Raw genomic sequence first — 21,238 nt, forward strand, 5'->3', positions numbered from 1 at the left:
TCGCCCTCACGCAACCGGCACCGGACCGCTCCGGGCGCCGACCCTCCCGGCTCGTTCCCGAACAACTCCGCTCGCACGAAAGGCCCCCCATGAAGCCCTCCTTCCGATTGCTCCAGACACTCCTCCGCGGCCGAGCACGGGGTCCCCTGGATCCACTGGCCGAAGGCGTCACGCGCTGGCGCGTCCTGCCCACGGACCTGGACCTCTTCGGCCACATGAACAACAGCCGCTACCTGGCGATGATGGACCTGGGCCGCGTGGACCTCCTCGTGCGCGCGGGGCTCCTGCCCGCCATGCTCCGTCAACGCTGGGTCGCCCCCGTCGGCGAGACATCGCTCCAGTTCCGTGACGCCCTGCGGTTGTTCGAGCACTACGAGCTGGGCACCCGGCTCGCCGCATGGGACGACCACTGGCTCTACTTCGAGCAGCAGTTCCGCCGCGTCTCGGAGCCGGAGCGCCCGGTCGCCACCGGACTCGTGCGTGCCGTCTTCCGCGACGCCCACGGCCCGGTCCCTCCCCCCCGCGTCATCCAACACGCCCTGGGCCGGGAGGTCCGCTCCCCCGCGCCCTCCGAGTCCCTGCGGCGTCACTTCGGCCTCGACCGGGGCCTCGTCGCGCCCCCCACCGAGTCTTCCAGCCGGGAGCCGCTCGCCATCGTCGGCATCGGCTGCCGCCTGCCCGGCGGAGTCGAGGACGCGGAGGGCCTCTGGCAGGTGTTGATGGAAGGCCGCGAGTGCATCGTCGACATCCCCGAGTCGCGCTGGGATGCGAGGAAGTTCCACGACGCGACGGGGCGCGCCCCGGGCCGCACCTATGCGGGACGGGCGGGCCTGCTCCAGCAGGACCTCCGAGCGTTCGAGCCCGGCTTCTTCGGCATCACCCCACGCGAAGCCGCCGCGCTGGACCCGCAGCAGCGACTGCTGCTCGAGGTCTCCTGGGAGGCCCTCGAGGATGCCGGCGTGCCACCGACCACGTTGGCGGGGAGCCGCACGGGCGTCTTCGTCGGCGGCTTCATGATGGACAACCTCATCCTGCATGCGAGCCCGGACAACCGCGAGCAGCTCGACACGCACTCCCCGACGGCGAGCACCCTGACGATGCTCTCCAACCGGCTCTCGTACTTCTACGACCTGCGCGGCCCCAGCGTCTCCATGGACACGGCCTGCTCCTCGTCGCTCGTCGCGCTGCACATGGCCTGTCAGAGCCTGTGGGCCCAGGAGAGCGAGGCCGCGCTCGTCGGCGGCGTGAACGTCCTCCTGCTGCCGGAGACGCAGGTCACCATGTCCAAGGGGCGCTTCCTGTCGCCGCGAGGCCGGTGCCACGCCTTCAGTGACCAGGCGGATGGCTACGTGCGCGCCGAGGGCGCGGCGATCCTCGTCATCAAGCCGCTCTCCGCCGCGCTGCGCGACGGCAACCCCATCCACTCCCTCATCCTCGGCACGGCGGTGAACCAGGATGGCCGGACGCCGGGAATCACCGTGCCCAACGCGGAGGCCCAGGTCGCGGTGATGCGGGAGGCCTACGCCAAGGCCGGCGTGGATCCGCTGCGCGTCGCCTACGTCGAGGCACACGGCACGGGGACGCCGGTGGGCGACCCCATCGAGGCGCGGGCCATCGGCACGGTGACGGGGGTCGGCCGGGAGGGAGCGGCCCGCTGCCGGATGGGCTCCCTCAAGACGAACCTGGGGCACCTCGAGGCGGCCGCCGGCGTGACGGGCGTCATCAAGGCGGCGCTCGTGCTCCGGCACGGCGTCGTCCCGCCCCACCTGCACCTGGAGAAGGTCAACCCACAGATTCCACTCGACGCGCTCGGGCTGCACATCCCCACGCGACCGGAGGCGCTCCCCCGAGGCGACGGCCCCCTGCTCGCGGGGGTCAACTCCTTCGGCTACGGGGGCACCAACGCCCACGTGGTCCTCGCGGAGCCGCCGCGCGCGACCACGAGCATGCGCGTCAAACGCCCCGAGGGTCGCCCGCACCTCCTCCCCTTGAGCGCCAGGTCCCCCGAAGCCCTCACTGCGCTCGCGGGGCAGTACGCGGACGGGTTGGAGTCGGGACGCGGGACGCCCGAAGCGCTGTGCCGTGACGCCGCCGTCCACCGCTCGCATCCCCGGCACAGGCTGACGGTTCGCGGCCCGAACCGTGAAGCCCTGGCCGCATCGCTCCGAGCCTTCGCGCGCGGCGAGCACAACGTGGCGGGTCTGGACTTCGTCGCGGAGCCCCCCGAGGCCCGCAAGCTCCTCTTCGTCTACACGGGGATGGGGCCCCAATGGTGGGCCATGGGCCGGCAGTTGCATGCCACGGAGCCCGTCTTCCGCGATGCGGTGGCGGAGTGCGACGCGCACTTCCGCGAGCTCAGCGGATGGTCCATCGCCGCGGAGCTTCAGCGGGATGCCACGACCTCGCGCATCACCCGCACGGAGGTGGCGCAGCCCGCCAACGCGGTGCTGCAGGTCGCGCTCACCCGGTTGTGGGCTTCCTGGGGAATCATTCCGGACGCCGTCCTGGGCCACAGCATCGGAGAAGTGGGCGCCGCGTGGGCATCCGGCGCGCTGGACCTGCGCGACATGCTCCTCACCGCGTTCCACCGCAGCCGGCTCCAGCAGCGCATCGCGGGACAAGGCGGCATGCTCGCGGTGGGCCTCGGCCCTGACGAGGCGCGCGAATGGGTGGCGCGACATGGCCCGGACATCGCGGTCGCCGCCGTCAACAGCGAACGGGCCGTCACGCTCGCGGGAGGGCGCGCGTCGCTGGAGCGCGTCGCCTCGGAGCTCGCGGCCCAGGGGCGCTTCCAGCGCTTCCTCCAGGTGGAGGTCCCGTATCACAGCCCCTTGATGGAGCCCCTCCGTGACGAGCTGCTCGCATCGCTCACCCCCCTCCGCCCCCACGCGCCCCGCCTCCCCATCTACTCCACCGTGAGTGGGAGACGCATGACGGACGCCGAGCGTCACGACGCCCCGTACTGGTGGAACAACGTCCGGGGCTCCGTGCTGTTCGCGGATGCGCTCCACCAGGCCCTGGGCGACGGGCACGGCACCTTCGTCGAGGTCGGACCCCATCCCGTCCTGGCGACCTTCATCCGGGACGTGCTGGGCGCGGCCCGGGCGCGTGGCGAGGTCATCGCGTCGCTCGTCCGGGAGACCCCGGAACAGGAGACGATGGCCGCGGCGCTCGGGAAGCTCCACGCGGTGGGGATGACTCCCGCCTGGAGGGCCTTCTTCGGCCCCGGGACGTACCAGGGCGCGCCCCGAACGCCGTGGCAGCGGCAATCCCACTGGGAGGAGAGCCCCCGCTCACATCGGCGGCGCCGCGCGTTCGAGGGACATCCGATGTTCGTCGACGCGGAGGCGGGCGTGTCGCCGACCTGGACGGCGGAGCTGAGCCTCGCCGCCCTGCCCTACCTGGGCGACCACCACGTCGCGGGCAGCCTCCTCTTCCCCGGCGCGGGACATGTCGAGCTGGCCCTCGCCGCGCGGCACGCGCTGACGGGTGACGCGAGCTGCTGCATCGAGGAGCTGGAGCTGTCCTCCGCCATCCTGCTGCGGGAGGACACGAACGTCCGCGTGCGCATCGGCCTCTCCTCCGACTCCGCGGCCTTCCATGTCCAGCAGGTGGACGAAGCGCAGGTGCCCGTGGTGCGCGCACGCGGCAAGCTGTTCTCCGCCGGCCGAGTGACGCGCACGCAGGACCTCTCCGCGCTTCGGACGCGCATCTCCCATCGCGTGGACGTGACGGAGTTGTACGCGGCCCTGGAGCGGCGAGGACTGCGTTATGGTCCCACGTTCCGCGCCGTGACGGCCCTGCACCGGACCCCCGACGAGGTCCTGGCGCACGTGACGCTCCCGGGTCCGTTGGACGACCAGGGCTATCACCTGCATCCGGTGCTCCTCGATGCCGCGTTCCACAGCCTCCTGGCCTCGGCGAGCGACGATGCGGAGCACGACGTCGTCCCAGTGGGCATCGACCGCATCCTCGTCCTCGGCCCCGCGGGTCGCTCGCTCTTCGCGCACGGAAGACTCCTGGACTCGAGGGCTGGAACCGTCCGGGGCGACATCACCCTGCTGGGGGAGGATGGCGGCGTCATCGCCGAAATCACGGGCTTCACGGCCCGACTGTTGCCCCGCGCCCTCCCCCACGCGAAGGCCTCCATCGAGAGCGCCGTGTACGTGCGACGGTGGGAGCGCTTCGAGCCCTCCGCGCCCGATTCCGAGGACGTGAGCTGGGTCGTGCTGGGAGGCCCGACGCCCGAACCCCGGCCGCGTGGCTGGCATCACGTCGATGCCTTGGCGGAGCTGGAGCCCCTGCTCGCGGGGATGCGCCCAGGAGGCCGGGTGCGCCTCGTCGACCTGCGCTGGGCCGAGCCGGCCCGGACGAGCACGGCGCCCTTGGAGGCCGGTACCCAGGCCGCGGAGTCCCTCCTGCGAACCGTCCAGGCGCTGCGCTCGGGCCAACTGGACCGCTACTTCCTCGTCACGACCCGCGCCGAGGCCGTGGGCGCCACGAGCGAGACACCGTCACTCGAACATGCCCCCATGTTGGGACTCGCGCGCACGGCCATGACGGAGCGACCGGACCTGCACCTCACGTGGGTGGACCTCGAGGCCTCGCCCGGCGACATGGGCGGACTGCTGGCCCTGCTCCGCGGCGTGGGGCCGGAGCAGGAGGTCGCACTGCGCGGGGAGGTGCTCCACGCCTCGCGCCTCGTGAGGGGCACGCTGGCGCCGGCTCCTGCACAGCCCCAGCTCCCGCCCCTGGGCCCCGTCCCCGAAGGCATGGGGTACGAGCTGGCGCCGGGCGAGGCCGGGCGGCTCGACACGCTGGGGTTCGTCGCTCGCGCACGCCGCACACCAGGCGCGGGGGAGGTCGAGCTCGAGGTCGAGTCCACGGCGCTGGGCTTCAAGGACGTCATGAAGGCCCTGGGGCTGCTCTCGGAGCGCGCGAAGCAGCACACTTTCCTGGGCGACGCCATCGGCATGGAGGGCGCCGGACGCATCAGCGCCGTGGGAGCGGGCGTGACGGACTTCGCGGTGGGAGACCGCGTCTACGGCGTCGCGCCTGGCTTCCTCGCCTCACACGTCGTCCTGCCCTCGAGCCAGGTGGTGAAGCTGCCGCCGCACCTCACCTTCGAGCAGGGCGCCAACCTCGTCGTCTTCCTGACCGTGTACCACGCGCTCGTGAAGGTCGCCCGGCTGCGCCCCGGCGAGCGAGTGCTCGTCCACGGCGCCACGGGCGGCGTCGGGCTCGCCGCCATCGAGGTGGCTCGGTGGTGCGGCGCGGAGGTCATCGCCACCGCTGGCACGGAGGAGAAACGACGCTACCTCCGCGAGCAGGGAGTCTCCCTCGTGAGTCACTCCCGCGACGTGGGCTTCGTCGAGGACGTGCGCGCCTGGACGAACGGGCGCGGCGTCGACGTCGTGCTCAACTTCATGCCCGGGGAGATCATGGCGCGCAGCCTCTCCTGCCTGGCACCCTTCGGCCGCTTCATCGAGCTGGGCAAGGCGAGCTTCGAGCAGGACGAGCTGCTGCGCCTGCGCCCCTTCCACGAGAACCTGACCTACGCCGCCGTGGACTTCGACCGGCTCCTGGGGAGCAGGCCCGAGGAGGTGCGGGCCCTGTATCAGGAGGTGCTGCGGCGCTTCGAGGACGGAAGCTTCCGGCCCCTTCCCTCGCGGTCGTGGCCCGCGAGCCAGGTGGAGGAGGCCTTCCGCACCATGGCGCGGGGCCAGCACATCGGAAAGGTGTGCATCACCCTCAAGGACCCCGACCTTCGGGTGCGCCGCCCCGAGGAGCAGGGAACCCTCACCGCGGAGGCCACCTATCTGGTGACGGGCGGACTCGGCGGCTTCGGGCTGGAGGTGGCGCGCTGGCTCGTGGAGCGAGGGGCGCGCCACCTGGTGCTGGTCAGTCGGCGTGGGGCCAGCTCCGAGGAGGCACGCGAGGCGCTCGCAGCCTGGACCGCCCAGGGCGTCCAGGTCCACGCGCGCTCCGCCGACATCTCCCGCGCCGAGGACGTGGCGCGCATCCTTACGCAGGTGCGTGACACCCTCCCGCCCCTCCGAGGCGTCTTCCACTGCGCTGTCGTGCTGGACGACAAGCCCCTGGCTCGCATGGACCGCGCCTCGCTCGACAAGGTGATGGCGGCCAAGGCCCAGGGGGCCTGGAACCTCCACCAGGAGACGCGAGGCACGCCGCTGGACTTCTTCGTCCTCTTCTCGTCCATCTCCTCCCTCATCGGCAACGCGGGCCAGGGCAACTACGTCGCGGCCAATGCGTTCCTGGACCAGCTCGCGGTGCACCGCCGCCGACAGGGGCTGGCAGCGACCGCCATCCAGTGGGGCGCGCTGGGCGAAGCCGGGCTCGTCGCTCGCAATGCGGGCGTGGCCCAGCACCTGGAACACCTGGGCCTCTCGGCGCTGTCCACGGCCATGGCACTCCAAGCGCTGGAGCACATCCTGGCATCCGGACCGGAGCAGGTCGCCGTGGCGGACGTGGACTGGGGGCGGCTCGGGGCAGGTCTCGCGCCCGGGTCGGGTGCTCGACGCCTCGCCGCGCTCCTGGAGGCGCCGGGGCAGCCGACGCGTGCCTCCGAGGAGGCCGCCCTCGTCGAGCGGACGTTCGGGAGGCTCGATGACGAAGCCCGGCGTGGGCTCGTCACGAAGACCCTCACGCGGGTGGTCGCCCGGGTGATGCGCACGCGAGAGGAGGCACTCGACGCGGCCCAGCCCCTGCGAGAGCTGGGCATGGACTCCATCATGGCGCTGGAGATCGTCACGGCGGTCGAGGGAGAGCTGGGGGTGAAGCTGTCCTCGATGGAGGTGGTCAGCGGTCCGTCGATCCGGGAGCTCACCACCGTACTGCTGGGGCACATCCTCCGTGCCCAGGGCGTCACGCCGCTCCCCGACCAGCGAGCGGCGTGACGAGGGGCGCTCAGGGCACCGAGGCGCGGCGCTGCGTGAGCAGCCAGTCCCAGAACGCGTAGTTGTCGTACTGCTGAGTCCAGCAGTCGTGGGCGCCGCCCGGCAGCACCGTCATCCGAGCGATGGCGGTGCCCGTCGCCACGGCGCCCGGCTGGGAGGTCCACGTCGGACTGGAGGCCCCGGGGAACAGGTACGTCAGCATCGCGGTCGGCTCCGGCACCGTCACCATCGCGTATTGACCGTAGTTCTTCGTCACGCCCAGCAGCCAGGAGCGCTCGGCGGACAGCGACGTGCCGTCCGCGAACGAGTGGACCGCCCACACGGGGACGTCCTTGAGCTGGGTGATGGTGGGGCCCGGCCCGCCGATGTTCGACGCCATGGGCGCGAGCGCGGCCAGGCGGCTGCCGTACTGATACGCATACCGCCAGGCGCCATAGCCACCGAAGCTCAGGCCCGTGAGATAGATGCGCGTCGTATCCACGCGGTAGTTGGCCACGATGAAGTCGACGAACGCGTTGAGCTCGGCCGGCAGCCACTCCGTGGGGGCGCGCGGGGTGAAGACCATCACCTGCTTCTGACCGAAGTACGTCTTGCCCTGCGCCGAGCCCTGGATCTTCTTCAGCGCCCCGTGCTTGGTGACGACCGTCAGCAGGTTCGCCTCCGTGGTGGACGTCCCGAACTCGCTCAGGCCGTTCAGGTGGATGATGACCGGATAGGACGTGTCCGGAGAGGTGAGGTAGCCCGGCGGCAGGTACTCGCCGTAGCCGTAGATGGCCCCCGTGCTCGACGCCAGCCGCGCCACCACCTGGTCTTCCGTGGTGATGACGACCGACGAGGACTGGGTGCCCAACACGTCGGCCCCCTCCATCTCGCCACCACCACAAGCAACGGTCCACACTGCGAGCAATAGCGCAACCCCTGGCATCCGCATGATGAGCTCCCTGGCTGGGTTCACGGCGACGCCAGCGTGCCAAAACGCCGGTTTTCCAGGAATACCAACCTGGTCACTTTTCCCTCCTCCAAGCACAATCAAGCTGCAATTGTCTCTAGGAAACCCAAAATCCAACGAACAGGCGCACCTGCACGCCGTTCTCTCCACAGGCAGGTGGCGCCATCGAGCATCCGCCGGATGACACTGGGACAAGGCGGGCCATGGGGTCCCGCGCCACGCGAGCGCATCATCCTCCCGGCCGTTCCCCAAGCCCGGAGGTCTCGATGCTGAAGTCCATTTCAGGCGTGATGCTGATGGGTGCGCTCGCGGTGGGCATGGTGCTCACCACCCTGCCGGAGGATGCGGAGTCGACGCCCGCGACGCCGACGCCGCTGGCGCCATCGACGAAGCAGGGTGGCTGCGAGGCGCGGCGGGAGCATTTCCCGATGTCGCTGACCCGGAACGCCGGACCGGCCGATGCGCCGTCAGTGCGTCCGCTCCCAGCTCCGACGAGGAGCTTCGGCTACTGCTCGTTCGACTGTTCCGAGTGCTTCGACACCATCGAGTGCCAATCGCGGAATGCGGGCTCTTGCGGTCTCTGCCCGTGAGCCATCGCGCGGCGCACGCGTGAACCCACGGCGAGCAGTTCGAACCGGAGCGCACGCTGGAGAGCCGCGACGGCGCGGGTGAGGCCGTCGCCCGCGTGCACCAGACCCTCTACGTGCGTCGACGCACCCGGGAAGCACCTCCGCTGGCGGGAGCCCCCTCTCAGCGCACGCCACCGAGAAGGGCCTCCCGACGCGGGCGAACGGCGCGTGAAGCGGACTCAGCCCTGCGGCCCCTGACAGTCGACCGGTCCCCAGACATACACCGCATAGGGCGTCACCGTGCCCGTGCGACGCAGCGGGGAGAAGCACTCACACTGCTGCGCCCCCACCGGCGCCCCGCTGTGGCTCGCGTCGGCGTAGTACTCGAGCGAGTACGCGATGGCGCAGATGAGCTCCACGGAGTCCTCGCGCACGGCGAGGTCCCCCTGCGCCCCCACGTCCGCGCCCCCACAGCCCATCCCCAGTCCGGCCGCCACCAGCCCCGCGATGATCGTCGTCCGCATCTCTGCCTCCTGTTGGAATGAAACGGCTCACCGAGCGACCGCCCGATGATGGCGCCGAGCCACCAATCCGCGCAATCCCCGCCCGCTGAGAGCACCGGGTAAAACACGCCCCTCCGGGTCACTCTCGTGAGCGCTCTGAGGAACGGCCGGGGGCCCGGCGCGCGAGCGAGCACGTGGAGCTGTCGTCCGCCCTTCACCGTGTCCACATGAGGAGCTTCATCGCTGACGCGGAGGCCCTCGAACATGCACCGACTGCTGCGCCACATCCGGCGGTTCTTCCGGCTGCAACCCGGACGTCCCGCCTGGGTGGCGGGCATCCGCGCCGCGCTCGCAGTCACCGTGCCCTTCTCCATCGCCACGGTGCTCGGCTTCCGGGAGGCGGGCTGGACGGGCCTCACCGGCCTGCTCGTCACGCTCGCCAACCCCGGCGGCGCCTACCAGGGTCGGGCGCGGGTCATGGGCGCGGTGGCCATCCTGGGCGCGCTCGTCGGGGCGCTCGCCGCCCTGGCCGGGGGCAACCTGTGGCTGGACGCCACGCTGCTGCTGGTGGGCGTGTTCGCCATGACGTTCGCGCGCGTGTTCGGCGACACGGTGGGGTCGGTCGGCGACAAGCTCGCCGTCATCTTCGTCGCGTCGCTGGGTGTCCACGCCGTGGGGGTCGACGCCGCCGCCACGCGGGGCGCCGCGCTGTTGTTCGGCGGCGCGTGGGCCATGCTCCAGTCCCTGCTGCTCTGGCCCCTGCACCCCTACCTGCCCTCGCGCAAGGCCATCTCCCGCGTCTACACGGAGCTGGGGGACAGCGCCCACGAGATGGCCTCGCTCACCCGCGTCGCCGCGCCCCTGGAGGCCTGGGAGGCGGCCATCGCCCGGCACTCCCCCATCCGCGTGCAGTTCGAGCAGGCGCGGCAGACCCTGGCCGCCACCCGCGTGGGACGCGGCGACGAGACCGAGCGGGGCGAGCACCTGCTCGTCCTCCTGGAGCAGAGCGAGCAGGTGCTCGCCGTGCTCTTCGCGCTCAGCCAGGCCATGGAGATCGCCAGCGGCGAGCCACGCCTGCGCCACGTCCGGGAGGAGGTGGCCCAGGCCTGTGAGCGCTACGCGGCCATCTCCCACCGCGTGGCCGCCATCGCCCGGGAACCGGAGACGGCGGGCGTCTACTGGCCGCGCATCCCCACCAACGCGGAGGAGTTCGGCCTCGAGGGCAAGTGGCTCCGGCAGACCCCCGTCTCCGTGCTGGAGCTGCTCGCCCGGCTGCGCGAATGCGCGAGCGCCACGCAGCGGGCCGCGACGGACATGCGGCGTGGCGACCCCGTCTCCGTGGGCAACCCCGAGGCGGCGCTCGCGCTGATGCAGCACCGCCCCCTGCTCCAGACGCTGAAGGAGAACCTCAACCCCCACTCCGTGGCGCTGCGTCACGCCCTGCGCGCGGGGACGGTCGCCGCGGTGGCGCTCATCGTCACGCGCGTGCTGAAGCTGGGCGAGCCGTTCTGGGTGGTGCTCGCCGCCATCGGTATCCTCCAGCCCTACTCCGCCAACACCGAGGAGCGCGCGCTCCAGCGCGTCACCGGCACGCTCCTGGGCGGCACGCTCGCGGCCGTCATCGCCACGGTGGTGGGCTCGCAGTACGTGCTCATCCTCGTGATTGGCCTGCTCACCGCGACGTCCGTCTCCCTGCTGCCCCTCAACTTCGGCGCGTTCCAGATCCTCCTCACCCCGGATTTCCTGCTGCTCGCCACGCTGAGCACCGGGGACTGGTCCGTCGCGGAGAACCGCGCCCTGGGCGTGCTCGTGGCGTGCGCGCTGGCCCTCACGGGCGTGTGGCTCCTGTGGCCCTATCCGGAGCGGCGCCGCTTCCCGGACGCGGCCGCCAGCGTGCTGCGCGCGGACGGGCACTACTTCCGCCAGGTCGCCGCCAGCCGCAGCGGCAGCGAGCCGCAGGTCAACGCCGCCCGGCGCGACTTCGGCCTGGCCCTGCTGGACGCGGAGGCGTCGTTCGAGCGCCTCATGGCGGAGTACCGCGGCCCCGCCCACCGCCTGGAGCCGGCCATGGCCCTGCTCACCTACTCGCGCCGACTCGCCGCGTCAGTCACCGCGCTCGGAGAGCAGAAGGCCGTCGCGCAATCCTCGGACATGCTCGAGGTGGTGGCCAGCCGGGCCAGCGGCGCGCTCGACTCGCTCGCCGATTCGCTCAAGCAGGGCCAGACACCGCCCCCCATCCCTTCGCTCCCCGTGCGGGACCTCGTCGACGACCCGGTGTCCGGCAAGCTCATCGAGCGTGTCCCCCGGCAGCTCGAAATCCTCCACGGCGCGGTCCAGAAGCTGTCCTTGACGTGAGACATCCAACAGCCCTCGCGGACCAGGCGAGCCTTCACCAATTGACACGGCGAGGGCGAGGGCCTACGCCTTCGCCCCCAAGCTCCGGCGGAGGCCTCTCCGCCGCACCGAACGCTCCCTCCGGTCCGCTCCATGATTTCGCTCCTCCTGTACCAGCTCACCGGCATCCACCTCTTCGAGGACCGCACCTTCCGGGCCGGCGCCGCCTTCTTCCTCGCCACGTTCCTGGTGCTGGTGGGGATGCCGTGGTGGATCCGCTTCCTGAAGCGCTACAACGCCACGTCCGACTTCGAGCAGGGCAAGCGCGAGCCCCCGCCCATCCTCGGCGGCATGCTGCTCGTGTTCGCGGTGCTGGTCACCTCGCTGTGCTTCTCCCAGCTCAACGCCTACTCCGTCTCCACGCTCATCATCCTGGTCACCTACGGCGCCGTGGGCGCGGTGGATGACCTGGCGAAGATCCGCAACAAGCGGCTGGTCGCGCTGGGGAAGATGTCCCGCGCGGACTACCAGGCCAAGGCGGACGGCATCTCCGCGCGCGTGCGGCTCCTGCTCTACCTGGGCCTGTCGTTCGTCATCGCCATCTTCGCGTACAAGTTCATCCCCGGTCTCACCGGGCAGATCAGCGTCCCGTTCGTGAAGCCGGAGATCTGGTTCCCCAGCCTGCCCAACTGGGCCTTCATCATCCTGATGACGCTGGTGATCACCTCCACGGCCAACGGCGCGAACTTCACGGACGGCCTCGATTCGCTCGTCTCCGTGCCGCTCATCACCACGTCCCTGTTCGCCGGCGTGGTGGCGTACTTCTCCGGCAACGTCGTCTTCGCCCGCTACTTCCTCATCCCCCACCTGCCCGGCGCGGACGAGCTGTTCCCCATCTGCCTGAGCCTCGTGGGCGCCCTGAGCGCCTACCTCTGGTACAACAGCCCTCCGGCGGAGATCTACATGGGGGACACCGGCGCCATCGGCCTGGGCGGCGCGGTGGGCATCATCTTCGTGCTGCTGAAGATCGAGCTGTTCCTCCCCATCGTCGGAGTCGTGCTCGTCGTCGAGCTGCTCTCCGTCGCGCTGCAGATCACCGGCTTCAAGCTGACGCGGAGGCTGTCCTCGGACGGCCAGGGCGCGCGCCTCCTGCTGAAGGCGCCCTACCACCACCACCTGCAGCTCAAGTGGCAGGGTCGCTTCGACTCGCCCCAGGCCGTCAATTCCAAGATCATCTGGCGCTTCCACCTCATCTCCGTCTTCACCCTCGCCCTGGGCCTGCTCATCTTCTTCAAGATTCGCTGACCCCGCCCGGCCGAATCCCTCTCACCGCGCCGGGCCGCGCGAGGCATTGACGCCTCGCGCCGAAGACAGGCAATCCCTGACGTCCACCCACACCTCCTCAATTCCCGCAATGCGCGTCATAATGACGGGCACTGCGGGAAGGAGGTCCGGGATGTTCGACGTCCTCGAGGTCGCCAGACAGCTCAAGAACGCCGTGCTGGCGGAGCCGGAGCGCTTCGATGCGACGGAGGCGGACGCCTGGGTGACGGGGCTGCCGGGCCCCGGGGAGGTCCAGGTGCGGACGGGGCGGGAGCCCTTGTGGCGCAACCTGGGGTACTGGCGGGACGTGGAGCGGGTGGATGAGAGCAATTGCGAGCGCGCCGGGGAGCTGTTCGCCGCGGCGCAGGCCCGGCTCGCCCACCTGCTGGCGACGACCGCGGGGTTGAGGGAGGCGGACGCGGTGCTCGACTGCGGCTTCGGGTACGCGGACCAGGACATCCTCTGGGCGGAGGACTACCGCCCCGCCCGCATCGTCGGGCTCAACGCCACGCCCCACCAGGTGCGGGTCGGCCGGGAGCGGATGCGCCTGCTGGGCCTGGAGCCGGTGGTGAGCCTGGAGCTGGGCTCCGCGACCCGGGTCCCCTTCGGCGCGGACGCGTTCGACGTCGTCTTCGCCCTGGAGTCCGCCATCCACTTCCGCACCCGCGAGGACTTCCTCCGCGAGGCCGCGCGCGTGCTGCGGCCAGGGGGGCGGCTCGTCGTCGCGGACCTCTGCCAGCGCACGGACCGGGAGACGGGCGTGGGGCTGCGGCGGCGCCTGCGCCACCGGTACTGGCGCGGCCGGTATGCCTTCCCGGAGGCCAACGTCTGGACGACGCAGCGCTATGCGGCGGAGCTGGGCCGGGCGGGCTTCGAGGCCATCCGCCTGACGTCCATCGCCTCCGACGTCTTCCCCGCCGTCAACACGGCGCTGGCGGCGCTCCGGGGGACACGCGCCGCCGCGTCCCCTCCGGAGAGCCGCTCCCTCGCCCAGGTGCGCTCGGACGTGAGGCACGCCCGGGGGATGGAGTTCGAGGAGCTCCACTGGCTGACCCGGTTCAACTGCGACGAGTACGTCATCGTCTCCGCCGTCCGCTCCTGACGCGGGGAGCGGGCCGAGCCACGCCTCACGCGCTCCGGGCCTCTCGCTCGGCGCGGTAGGCTTCGATGGTGAGGTGGCGGACGCGGGAGCGGCGCCCCTCCTCGTTGTGGACGTAGCCCACGCTGGCCACGTACGGCTCGATGACGCGCAGCTTCTGCAGCGGCGTCACGATGAGCAACTGCAGGTCCAGCCGCCGGAAGAGCTCCAGGCCATACGCCGCCGACTCGTCGGAGCCGCGCCCGAAGGCCTCGTCGATGACGACGAAGCGGAAGGAGCGCGAGCGCGTCTCGCCCCACTGCAAGCCGAACTGGCACGCGAGGCTCGCGGCGAGCACCGTGTACGCGAGCTTCTCCTTCTGGCCGCCCGACTTGCCGCCGGAGTCCGCGTAGTGCTCGTGCTCCTGGTCATCCGCCCGCCACCGCTCGGAGGCGGAGAAGGTGAACCAGTTGCGCACGTCCGTCACCCGGCGCGTCCAGCGGGCGTCCGCGTCCGCCGAGCCCTCGCGCCCCCGGAAGCGCTCGATGATGCGCTTCACCTCCAGGAACTTCTCCTCGGCGCGGGCCTCCTCCCCCGCCGCGTCGAGCGCGCCCTCGGTGCAGGCGCGCAGCTCGCGGAGGAAGTCGCGGATGTCGGCGTCCAGGCAGGGCGCCGCCTCCAGGACGATGTACCGGTCCGGGTTGTAGTCGATGGCGCGCAGGGAGCGGTTGATGGTGGCCACGCGTTCGCGGATGGCGTGTCGCTCGCGGTGCAACTGCGCCTGGAAGTTGGCCACCTCCCGCAGCGCGTTCTCGTTGAGCAGGCACTTGAAGCGGGCCTCGAAGCGCGGCAGGTCGTCCGCGCGCAGCGACTGGAGCATCCGTGCGTAGGCCGGCGCGGCGTCGATGCTCGCGTCCACCTCCTGCGTCTCCTGCGGGAAGGCGGCGCGGTAGGCCTGCATCGCGCCGACCAGCGCGTCCCGGGCCTTCTCCAGCTTGCGCCCCTCCGCGTCGATGCGGGCCTGGAGCCGCTCGCGCAGGAGCCGCTCCCGCTCGTCACAGGTCTCCGCGTCCAGCGCGGCGCCCGCTTGCGCCTCGTCGCACAACGTTGCCACGCGCGGGTAGAACGCCCGGACGTCGTCCGCCGCGCCCTGGGCCGCGGACTGGCAGGAGGCCAGCGCCCGTCGCGTCGCCTCTTCCCGCTCCTCCTGGCGGCCCTGACGCTTCTCCACCGCCTTGAGGGACTCCTCCGTCGCGGCCAGCTCCCGTTCGAGGGTGGAGAGCTGCCGCTCGAAGCCGCGCAGCACGTCGGACTCGGACTCCAGCTCCCGCAGCCGCTCCTCCTGGCGTTGGACGTCCCCCGCGACCGACCGCCAGTCCAGCTCGACGAAGGAGTCGAAGACGGCCAGTTGCCCCAGCAGCTCCGCCCGCACCTGGAGGCCCTTGCCGCGCGCCTCCACGTCCACCATGCGGGCCGTGGCGGCCTGGAGGCGAGCCTCCAGTGCCCGCGCCTCGGACTCCACCGCGCGTCGCTTGGAGTCGTTCGTCCACCCCAACACCCACTGGGAGCGGTCGTCCACGCGGCGCCGGTCATCCTTCACGTGCCGCTCGCCCCCCGTCTTCACCTGCCCCGCCCGGGTGAGCGCCTGCCGGTGCCGGGCGAACTGCTCCGGCGTGTCGCAGCAGACGTAGTCGAAGCCGGACGCGAGCCGCGCCTCCAGCCACCGCGCCATGCGGGTGCCAGGCTTGACGAGCAGCTTGTGCAGCAGCGACGCGGGCTGCGGCTCGAGGGCGCGCGCCGCCCCCTCGTCACGCACCCGGAAGTAGACCAGGCGCTGGTCGAGGTGCGTGCGCTCCACCCACTGGCTCACGCGCGCCGCGTCCCCGTCCGCCACCAGCAACGACAGGCCGAAGGAGGACAGCACGCGCTCGATGGCGCCCGTCCAGGCCTGCGCCTCGTCGCGGACCCGCAGGAGCTCTCCCACGAAGGGCAGCGCCTCCTCGGACAGCCCCAGGTCGGCGCACAGCCGCGACCGCAGGTGGAGCAGGCGCGCGGGGATGTTGGAGCGCTGGTGGCGCAGCGACTCCAGCTCGACGGAGAGCACCTCGTGCGAGCGCTTGAGGTCGCGCAGGTCCATGCCCAGCTCGGCCTGGGCGGTGCGTGCCTCGGCCAGCTCCGCCGCCGTCGTCTCGCGCTGGCGCTGGATGGCCCGGCCGTTCGCGACGAACATCTCCAGGTCGCTCGCGGCGGAGAGGCCCACGGCCTGGGCCATGCGCGTGTAGCGGTCCGCCTTCAGCGCCCGGTCGTCGCGCTCGCGCCGGCGTCGGGCCAGCTCCAGCTTCGCAGACTCCAGCCGGTCGCCGCCGCTGGCGGAGATGGCCTGCTTGAGGCGGTCCCGCTCCAACAACTGCTGACCGCGTCCGTCCCGGAGCCGCTCGGCCTCCAGGCGCAGCCGCTCACCGCCCTGCGCCAGCTCCGCGAGCCGCGCCTCGAACAGCCGCGTCTTCTGCTCGGAGAACCAGGGGCGCAGCGCCTCCCGGCAACCACGCGCCGCGTCCAGCTCCGCCGTGAGCGCCGCGTGACGCTCACAGCCCGCGACCAGCGGCGTCAACTGCCCCACCTGCCGCTTCGCCTTCAGGACGGCTTCATGCGCGCGGTGCAGGTCGTCGAAGTGCTCGGTGAGCGCGGCCAGCCGCGACTCGACCTCGAACGGCGGCAACATGTGCTGACGCACGAAATCCGTGAGGTTCCCCACGGACTTCATGGACACCGTCTGGAGGAACAGGTCCAGCGCCTGCTCGTTCTCCAGGCCGAAGCGGCGGCGGAACGCGGCCTGGTAGGGTGGGAAGGTCTCGTGGACCTCCGGCGCGAGCGCGCGCAGGCGCTTCTTCAGGGCGTTGAGGTCCGAGCCCAGGCGCGAGAAGTGCTCCGCGATGGAGAGCCGCCCGTCCGCGACGACGTGCAGGCGCGTGGGCGGGCTGTCCGCGTCGCGCATCCACAGCACCTGCGCGAGCGTCACGTCCTGGCCATACCCTTCGTTGTGGAAGTGGGCCAACAGCACGGAGCTCGTGGGCGCGTCGCGGAGGAACACGGGCCGGGCCCCCTGTCCGGCCTCGCCCCGCTCGGACTTGTACTGGCCCCGCACGTACGAGCGCAGCGAACGCTCGCGGGACTCCGCGCCCGCAGCCTTGTTGTAGGCCAGCTTCTGCGGGGGCACGAGCAGCGTGACGAGCCCGTCCACCAACGTCGACTTGCCCGAGCCGATGTCCCCCGTGAGCAGGCCACTTTCACCGTGCAGGTCGAGGTGCCACACCCGCTGATGGAAGGTGCCCCAGTTGAAGACCTCGAACCGGTGCAGCCGGAACCCCGCGCGCTCGTTCGGCGCCCCCACGTCCAGGAGCTCCGCCTGCGTCAGTGCGTTCGCCGTCGTCACTCCACACCTCCGGTCGACTCCGTGAGATGGGCCCGATACCGGGCGAGCCGCTGCTCGAAGTCCCCCAGCCACTGCGCGTCGACGAAGGCCTTGAGGATGCGCCGGACTTCGAACGTGTCCCCCGCCTCGCCCAGCGGGCGCAGGAATCCCAGCGACACCGCCTTCTCGATGTCCCCGTCCACGCGATCCCTCCACCGCGCCTCGTTGGTGCCCTCGGGTTGGAAGAGCTGGACGAGCTCGCGCAGCTCCGCGCGCCGCAGCACCAGCCGCCCGCCTTCTGCGGAGGCGTCCGCTTCCGCGAGCTTCTTGCGCAGCAGCGCGAGCAGCAGGCTGACGCCGAACCCGAGCTGTCGACGCGCCACGAGTCGCGGCAGCTCCGGGGCCCCGTCCGAGGCGGCGCGCTGACGCAGGAACGCGTGGCCCTCCGCCTCGTCGAGCATCAACTGGAGGCCCAGCACCCCCAGTTGGTCCTTCACCCGCGCGCGCAGTTGGAGCAGGGACTGCCATGTCCCGGGGCTCTCGTCCCGGTAGACGACCCCCTTCATGAGGGAGACGAGCACGAACGACAGCGCGTCCTGTGCCGTGGAGGGATTCGGGGCGACGTTCGTCATCGGAGGAAGAGCACCAGGGGAAGGGTGGCCCGGCGGCGACGGCCGCTCGCGTCGGACCAGAGGAAGTCCTGCGTACGGGCGTCGTCGATGGACGCACGCCGATCCTCGGAGGCCAGCCCGAGGTAGACGACCAGCTCCGCCAGGCCGTGTTCGAGGGGATGGACACGCACCAGATCCTGCAGGGAGACCTGCTCCCGGCCCTGGAGCGCCGCGCGGACGTTGTCCCTCAGGCGGGCCTTGTCGACCGACGTCAGCGCGTAGAGCGCGTCGGAGGGGACCTCCTCGCTCGCGTCCAGCGCCTCCACCTCCTCCATCCTGGCGAGCGAGGGAGGGATGAACAGGGGCCGCTCCAGGGGCAGCTCCAGCGAGAGGACCGGCGCGTCCAGTTCGATGAAGTCCCCACCAGGCGGCGTGTCACGCCCCGCGAGCGCGTGGCGCTCGATGCCACGGAGCAGTTGGAGGATGCGCCGGTTCTCCAACCAGACGCGGTCGTCGAGGAAGCGACGGAGCTGACCGGACAGCCGCGCCACGGTGCGCTGGGTGTGCTCCCCCGCCTCCAGCCAGTCGAAGACGACACGAGCCAGGCGCCCGTCGGGTTGGAGTGACTGGACGGCGGGATGGGCCAGCACGCGCTCCAGGTCCTGGGTCATTGCCTCCTGCCGCTCCGGCGACATGAGGAAGGACCAGAAGGCCTGGAAGCTGCGCCCCGGATCCGAGTCGCTGATGGCGTCGCGCTCCCCCAGCACCGCCTCCAGCAGCTCGCCGCGTGTGCCCTCCCACGTGGCGATGCGCTCGCGCGCCTTGCGGTCGAGCCCGTGGAACTCCTCCTCCAGCGCGCGGAAGTCCGACATCAATCCCCGCGCGGTGTCCGAGAGCTGCTGGAAGCGGTCCTTGAGGGAGGCGTCCTCCATCCGCGCCACCCTCCCCGCCCGCGCGAGCGCCAGCTCCGCGTCGAGCGCCTCCCGTCGCCGCTCGAGTTCCCGCACCCGCTCCGCCGGGTCCGGTGCGATGCCCTCCGCCATCTCCCGCACCAACTGGAACACCGTCAGCAGCCGGGACTCGGTTCCCAGGAAGGGGCGTTCGGTGAGCTGCTCCAGCCAACGGATGGCCCGCTCCGCCGCGGGGGTCAGGTCGAAGTGCGGCTCCTCCGACTCCGGGGGGTAGAACTTCCTCAGCCATGCGGCCTCGTCCGCCGCCCATTCGTCGAGATAGGCCGTCGCCTCGCGCGGAAAGGCCTCGCCCCCCCGACACGCGCGCACCTCTTCCCGGTGCGACTCCAACCGCGAGGCCAGCTCGGCGCGAGCCAGCGCCCGCGCATGCGTGGTGATGAAGCACCGGTGCAGGAAGCTGGCGATGAACGGCGCATGGTCCGCGACGAGCAACCGCCAGGCCGGGTGTTTCAGACGCAGCGCTTCGAGCGTCGTGAAGTCCATGGCAAACCCATACAAGGGGGGTCTGACATGGAAGGGGGACCCGACAGGTGGGCACGCGACGCCCGCGCGTCACCCTTGTCTGGTTGGAAGGCGAGCCTGTCGCCGGGACCGCCACGCAGGTGACAGCATTCGCGCGAAAAGCTGGACTGTCCGGCCCTCCTCCTGCGGAGATGGCGACATGACCTCACTTCCCAGAGCCGTGCTCGTGGCCGTGGTCGCGATGTGCTCCAGCGCCTGTGGTGACGACGAGGATTGCGAGGAGCGGAGCATCTTCGCCCGACCGTCCGCGGGCGGCGACTGCCGCACCCTGACCGCGACGTGTGGCGTCCCCGACGGCTTCGTCGAGTGCTGCGGGGGCCTGGCGCTCGCGCGCTGCGATGCCTCCGGCCCCGAGGCGGACTGTGTGGACGACCCCTTGGATACCTGCCTGCCCGGCCGGGGCGCGGACTGCCCGGGTATCTGTCAGTAGCCGCGCCCGTTCCTGCCGCTGCCTACTTGCCAGGGTCCGACGGTGGGTTCTTCCGCTCGGGCTTGTTCTTGTTCCAGCCCCAGCTCGAACTCCACATCCCCGGTCCGGTGAAGAGGACCGTGATGAGCGTCATCGCCGCCGCGCCAATCAGAATTTCCCAGAACATGGTCACGCATCCTCCAACAACACCAGACTAGTCCAACATCTCCGCGAACCGCAGGCGGGGGCCGCGCTTCCAGACTGCCTGATGGAAGTCGTAACCCCTGACGGGGGCTGGCGTCGCGTCTCCGTTCGGCGGGCCAACGCCTCATGCCCCGCAAGGCGGGCCGGCTGTCGTTCAGCGCGCGGACCCATGCTCCAGCGGGCACGCTGGAGGCCACCCGTCCTGTCGGTCACCCTGCACCTCGCGCCTCCGGGCCCGTTGCACCGGGTGTCACGTCGGCCGCGGAAGGCACGCGCCACCTGGGGCGCCCTACGACCCGCTCCGTCCTGGAGGGGCCGCCATCGGGAAAGCGCCGGGTGGCTCGAAGTGGAAAAGGACCCTACCAACTCGCGCTGGAAGTGCAACCGCGGCGACTCCGACGTGACGGAGCGGGTCCACGCGCGACGCGATGCTACGCTGCCGGCCGGCATGTGGCTCCCCTTCGTCCGTGATTCACTCCGCCCGACCCGCGTCGGCGCGTCCCGTCCCACCTTCCTCCGCACGGGCCTGTGGCTCGGCCTCGTGCTCGGCCTCGTCGGCTGCGATGGGCGCCCGCCCCCCGACGACGCGCCCGGCACCACGCCGGATCCCATCGACAAGGGGGCCGTGCGCATCGCCGCGTTCAACGTCCACCGCCTCTTCGACACCGTCTGTGATTCCGGCAGTTGCGGCGGCTCCAACTACGAGGCGCTGCCTTCGCCGACCGCCTTCGAGAACCAGGTGAGCAAGCTCTCCACGGCCATCGCCTCGCTCGACGCGGACGTGGTGCTGCTCGCGGAGGTCGAGACCCAGGTCGGACTCGACGCGCTCCTCGCGCGGCTGCCCCGGCTGCCACACGGGGTCCTCGGGGAGACGGGCGAGCCCGCCTCGGTGGACGTCGCGGTGCTCTCCGCACACCCCATCACCGCGGTGTACGGACATCGCGAGCGCCCCCTGGTGCGTCCGGACGGTTCGTCCACGCGCTTCTCGCGCGAGCTCCTAGAGGTGCACCTGGACGTGGACGGCGCGGAAGTCATCGTCTTCGCGGCGCACTTCCGGTCGAAGGTGAACGACGACCCCGGACGCCGGCTCGCGGAGGCGGAGGCCACGCGCGACATCGTCTCGCAGGTGGCCGCCCGCTCGCCCCAGGCGTTGGTGGTGATGGGCGGAGACCTCAACGACGTGCCGGGCTCCGAGCCCCTGCAGGCCCTGGAGAAGGGAGGCGACCTCTTGCGCGTCGCCAGCGACCGGCCCACGGACCAGACGTGGACCTACGTGTACTCCGGGCAGCGGCAGGCCATCGACCACCTCTTCTTCGCGCGAGGCGGGGGCGGAGGATACGTGGCCGGCTCGTTCCGGGCCGTGCGCGAGGGGAACAGTGGCTTCGGCGGCTCGGACCACGCCGCCGTCCACGCGGACTTCCTGCCGGTGCGCTGAC

At 71.4% G+C, this 21,238-nt stretch carries 13 protein-coding genes; 7 read left to right on the top strand and 6 right to left on the bottom strand.

The window, feature by feature from the left end:
* Positions 1-89: 89 nt before the first annotated feature.
* Positions 90-6,917 (top strand): type I polyketide synthase, encoded by a 6,828-nt coding sequence (locus tag LZ198_RS06125; RefSeq protein WP_253970930.1) that lies wholly within the window; start codon positions 90-92, stop codon positions 6,915-6,917.
* Between the two features lie 10 nt (positions 6,918-6,927).
* Here LZ198_RS06125 and LZ198_RS06130 read toward each other — a convergent pair whose 3' ends face one another.
* Entirely contained in the window at positions 6,928-7,770 is an 843-nt protein-coding gene (locus LZ198_RS06130; RefSeq protein WP_253970931.1) for a carboxylesterase family protein, read from the bottom strand.
* Positions 7,771-8,132: 362 nt separating this feature from the next.
* On the opposite strand from LZ198_RS06130, the gene LZ198_RS06135 reads away from it, so the two are divergent.
* Entirely contained in the window at positions 8,133-8,456 is a 324-nt protein-coding gene (locus LZ198_RS06135) for a hypothetical protein (protein WP_253970932.1), read from the top strand.
* Between the two features lie 218 nt (positions 8,457-8,674).
* Here the strand turns inward: LZ198_RS06135 and LZ198_RS06140 are convergent, their stop codons facing one another.
* On the bottom strand, positions 8,675-8,959 hold the full coding sequence (locus LZ198_RS06140) for a hypothetical protein (protein WP_253970933.1): 285 nt from the start codon (positions 8,957-8,959) through the stop codon (positions 8,675-8,677).
* Between the two features lie 243 nt (positions 8,960-9,202).
* On the opposite strand from LZ198_RS06140, the gene LZ198_RS06145 reads away from it, so the two are divergent.
* The 3 genes from LZ198_RS06145 (at position 9,203) to LZ198_RS06155 (ending at position 13,697) form a co-directional block, all read left to right on the top strand.
* Positions 9,203-11,293, top strand: a complete 2,091-nt coding sequence (locus LZ198_RS06145) for an FUSC family protein (protein WP_253970934.1) — start codon at positions 9,203-9,205, stop codon at positions 11,291-11,293.
* A gap of 132 nt (positions 11,294-11,425) precedes the next feature.
* Positions 11,426-12,577, top strand: a complete 1,152-nt coding sequence (mraY, locus tag LZ198_RS06150) for a phospho-N-acetylmuramoyl-pentapeptide-transferase (RefSeq protein ID WP_253970935.1) — start codon at positions 11,426-11,428, stop codon at positions 12,575-12,577.
* A gap of 151 nt (positions 12,578-12,728) precedes the next feature.
* A complete protein-coding gene (locus LZ198_RS06155) occupies positions 12,729-13,697 on the top strand; it encodes a class I SAM-dependent methyltransferase (RefSeq protein ID WP_253970936.1) in 969 nt (322 codons plus the stop codon).
* Between the two features lie 25 nt (positions 13,698-13,722).
* Here the strand turns inward: LZ198_RS06155 and LZ198_RS06160 are convergent, their stop codons facing one another.
* Genes LZ198_RS06160 through LZ198_RS06170 form a run of 3 tightly spaced genes read right to left on the bottom strand, consistent with a single transcriptional unit; the run spans position 13,723 to position 19,150 of the window.
* Complete coding sequence (locus LZ198_RS06160) at positions 13,723-17,106, bottom strand: ATP-binding protein (RefSeq protein WP_253970937.1); 3,384 nt, start codon at positions 17,104-17,106, stop codon at positions 13,723-13,725.
* A complete protein-coding gene (locus LZ198_RS06165) occupies positions 17,103-17,717 on the bottom strand; it encodes a DUF4194 domain-containing protein (RefSeq protein WP_253970938.1) in 615 nt (204 codons plus the stop codon). The genes LZ198_RS06160 and LZ198_RS06165 overlap by 4 nt, the downstream gene beginning before the upstream one ends.
* Entirely contained in the window at positions 17,714-19,150 is a 1,437-nt protein-coding gene (locus LZ198_RS06170; RefSeq protein ID WP_253970939.1) for a DUF3375 domain-containing protein, read from the bottom strand. Before LZ198_RS06170 ends, LZ198_RS06165 begins: the two co-directional genes overlap by 4 nt.
* Positions 19,151-19,328: 178 nt before the next feature.
* Here LZ198_RS06170 and LZ198_RS06175 point away from each other — a divergent pair, with 178 nt between their 5' ends.
* Entirely contained in the window at positions 19,329-19,619 is a 291-nt protein-coding gene (locus LZ198_RS06175) for a hypothetical protein (protein WP_253970940.1), read from the top strand.
* Positions 19,620-19,641: 22 nt separating this feature from the next.
* Here LZ198_RS06175 and LZ198_RS06180 read toward each other — a convergent pair whose 3' ends face one another.
* A complete protein-coding gene (locus LZ198_RS06180) occupies positions 19,642-19,785 on the bottom strand; it encodes a hypothetical protein (protein WP_253970941.1) in 144 nt (47 codons plus the stop codon).
* Positions 19,786-20,148: 363 nt separating this feature from the next.
* Between LZ198_RS06180 and LZ198_RS06185 the strand changes: the two genes are divergently transcribed.
* On the top strand, positions 20,149-21,237 hold the full coding sequence (locus tag LZ198_RS06185; RefSeq protein WP_253970942.1) for an endonuclease/exonuclease/phosphatase family protein: 1,089 nt from the start codon (positions 20,149-20,151) through the stop codon (positions 21,235-21,237).
* The last annotated feature ends 1 nt before the right edge of the window (position 21,238 follow it).

The organism is Myxococcus dinghuensis, from assembly GCF_024198235.1.
Taxonomy (GTDB): domain Bacteria; phylum Myxococcota; class Myxococcia; order Myxococcales; family Myxococcaceae; genus Myxococcus; species Myxococcus dinghuensis.

Excerpts from the sequence above, each read along its gene's own strand:
- LZ198_RS06140 (WP_253970933.1), bottom strand. The coding sequence starts at position 8,959 with ATGCGGACGACGATCATCGCGGGGCTGGTGGCGGCCGGACTGGGGATG.
- LZ198_RS06125 (WP_253970930.1), top strand. The coding sequence starts at position 90 with ATGAAGCCCTCCTTCCGATTGCTCCAGACACTCCTCCGCGGCCGAGCA.
- LZ198_RS06155 (WP_253970936.1), top strand. The coding sequence starts at position 12,729 with ATGTTCGACGTCCTCGAGGTCGCCAGACAGCTCAAGAACGCCGTGCTG.
- LZ198_RS06170 (WP_253970939.1), bottom strand. The coding sequence starts at position 19,150 with ATGGACTTCACGACGCTCGAAGCGCTGCGTCTGAAACACCCGGCCTGG.
- mraY (WP_253970935.1), top strand. The coding sequence starts at position 11,426 with ATGATTTCGCTCCTCCTGTACCAGCTCACCGGCATCCACCTCTTCGAG.
- LZ198_RS06145 (WP_253970934.1), top strand. The coding sequence starts at position 9,203 with ATGCACCGACTGCTGCGCCACATCCGGCGGTTCTTCCGGCTGCAACCC.
- LZ198_RS06135 (WP_253970932.1), top strand. The coding sequence starts at position 8,133 with ATGCTGAAGTCCATTTCAGGCGTGATGCTGATGGGTGCGCTCGCGGTG.
- LZ198_RS06165 (WP_253970938.1), bottom strand. The coding sequence starts at position 17,717 with ATGACGAACGTCGCCCCGAATCCCTCCACGGCACAGGACGCGCTGTCG.
- LZ198_RS06175 (WP_253970940.1), top strand. The coding sequence starts at position 19,329 with ATGACCTCACTTCCCAGAGCCGTGCTCGTGGCCGTGGTCGCGATGTGC.
- LZ198_RS06180 (WP_253970941.1), bottom strand. The coding sequence starts at position 19,785 with ATGTTCTGGGAAATTCTGATTGGCGCGGCGGCGATGACGCTCATCACG.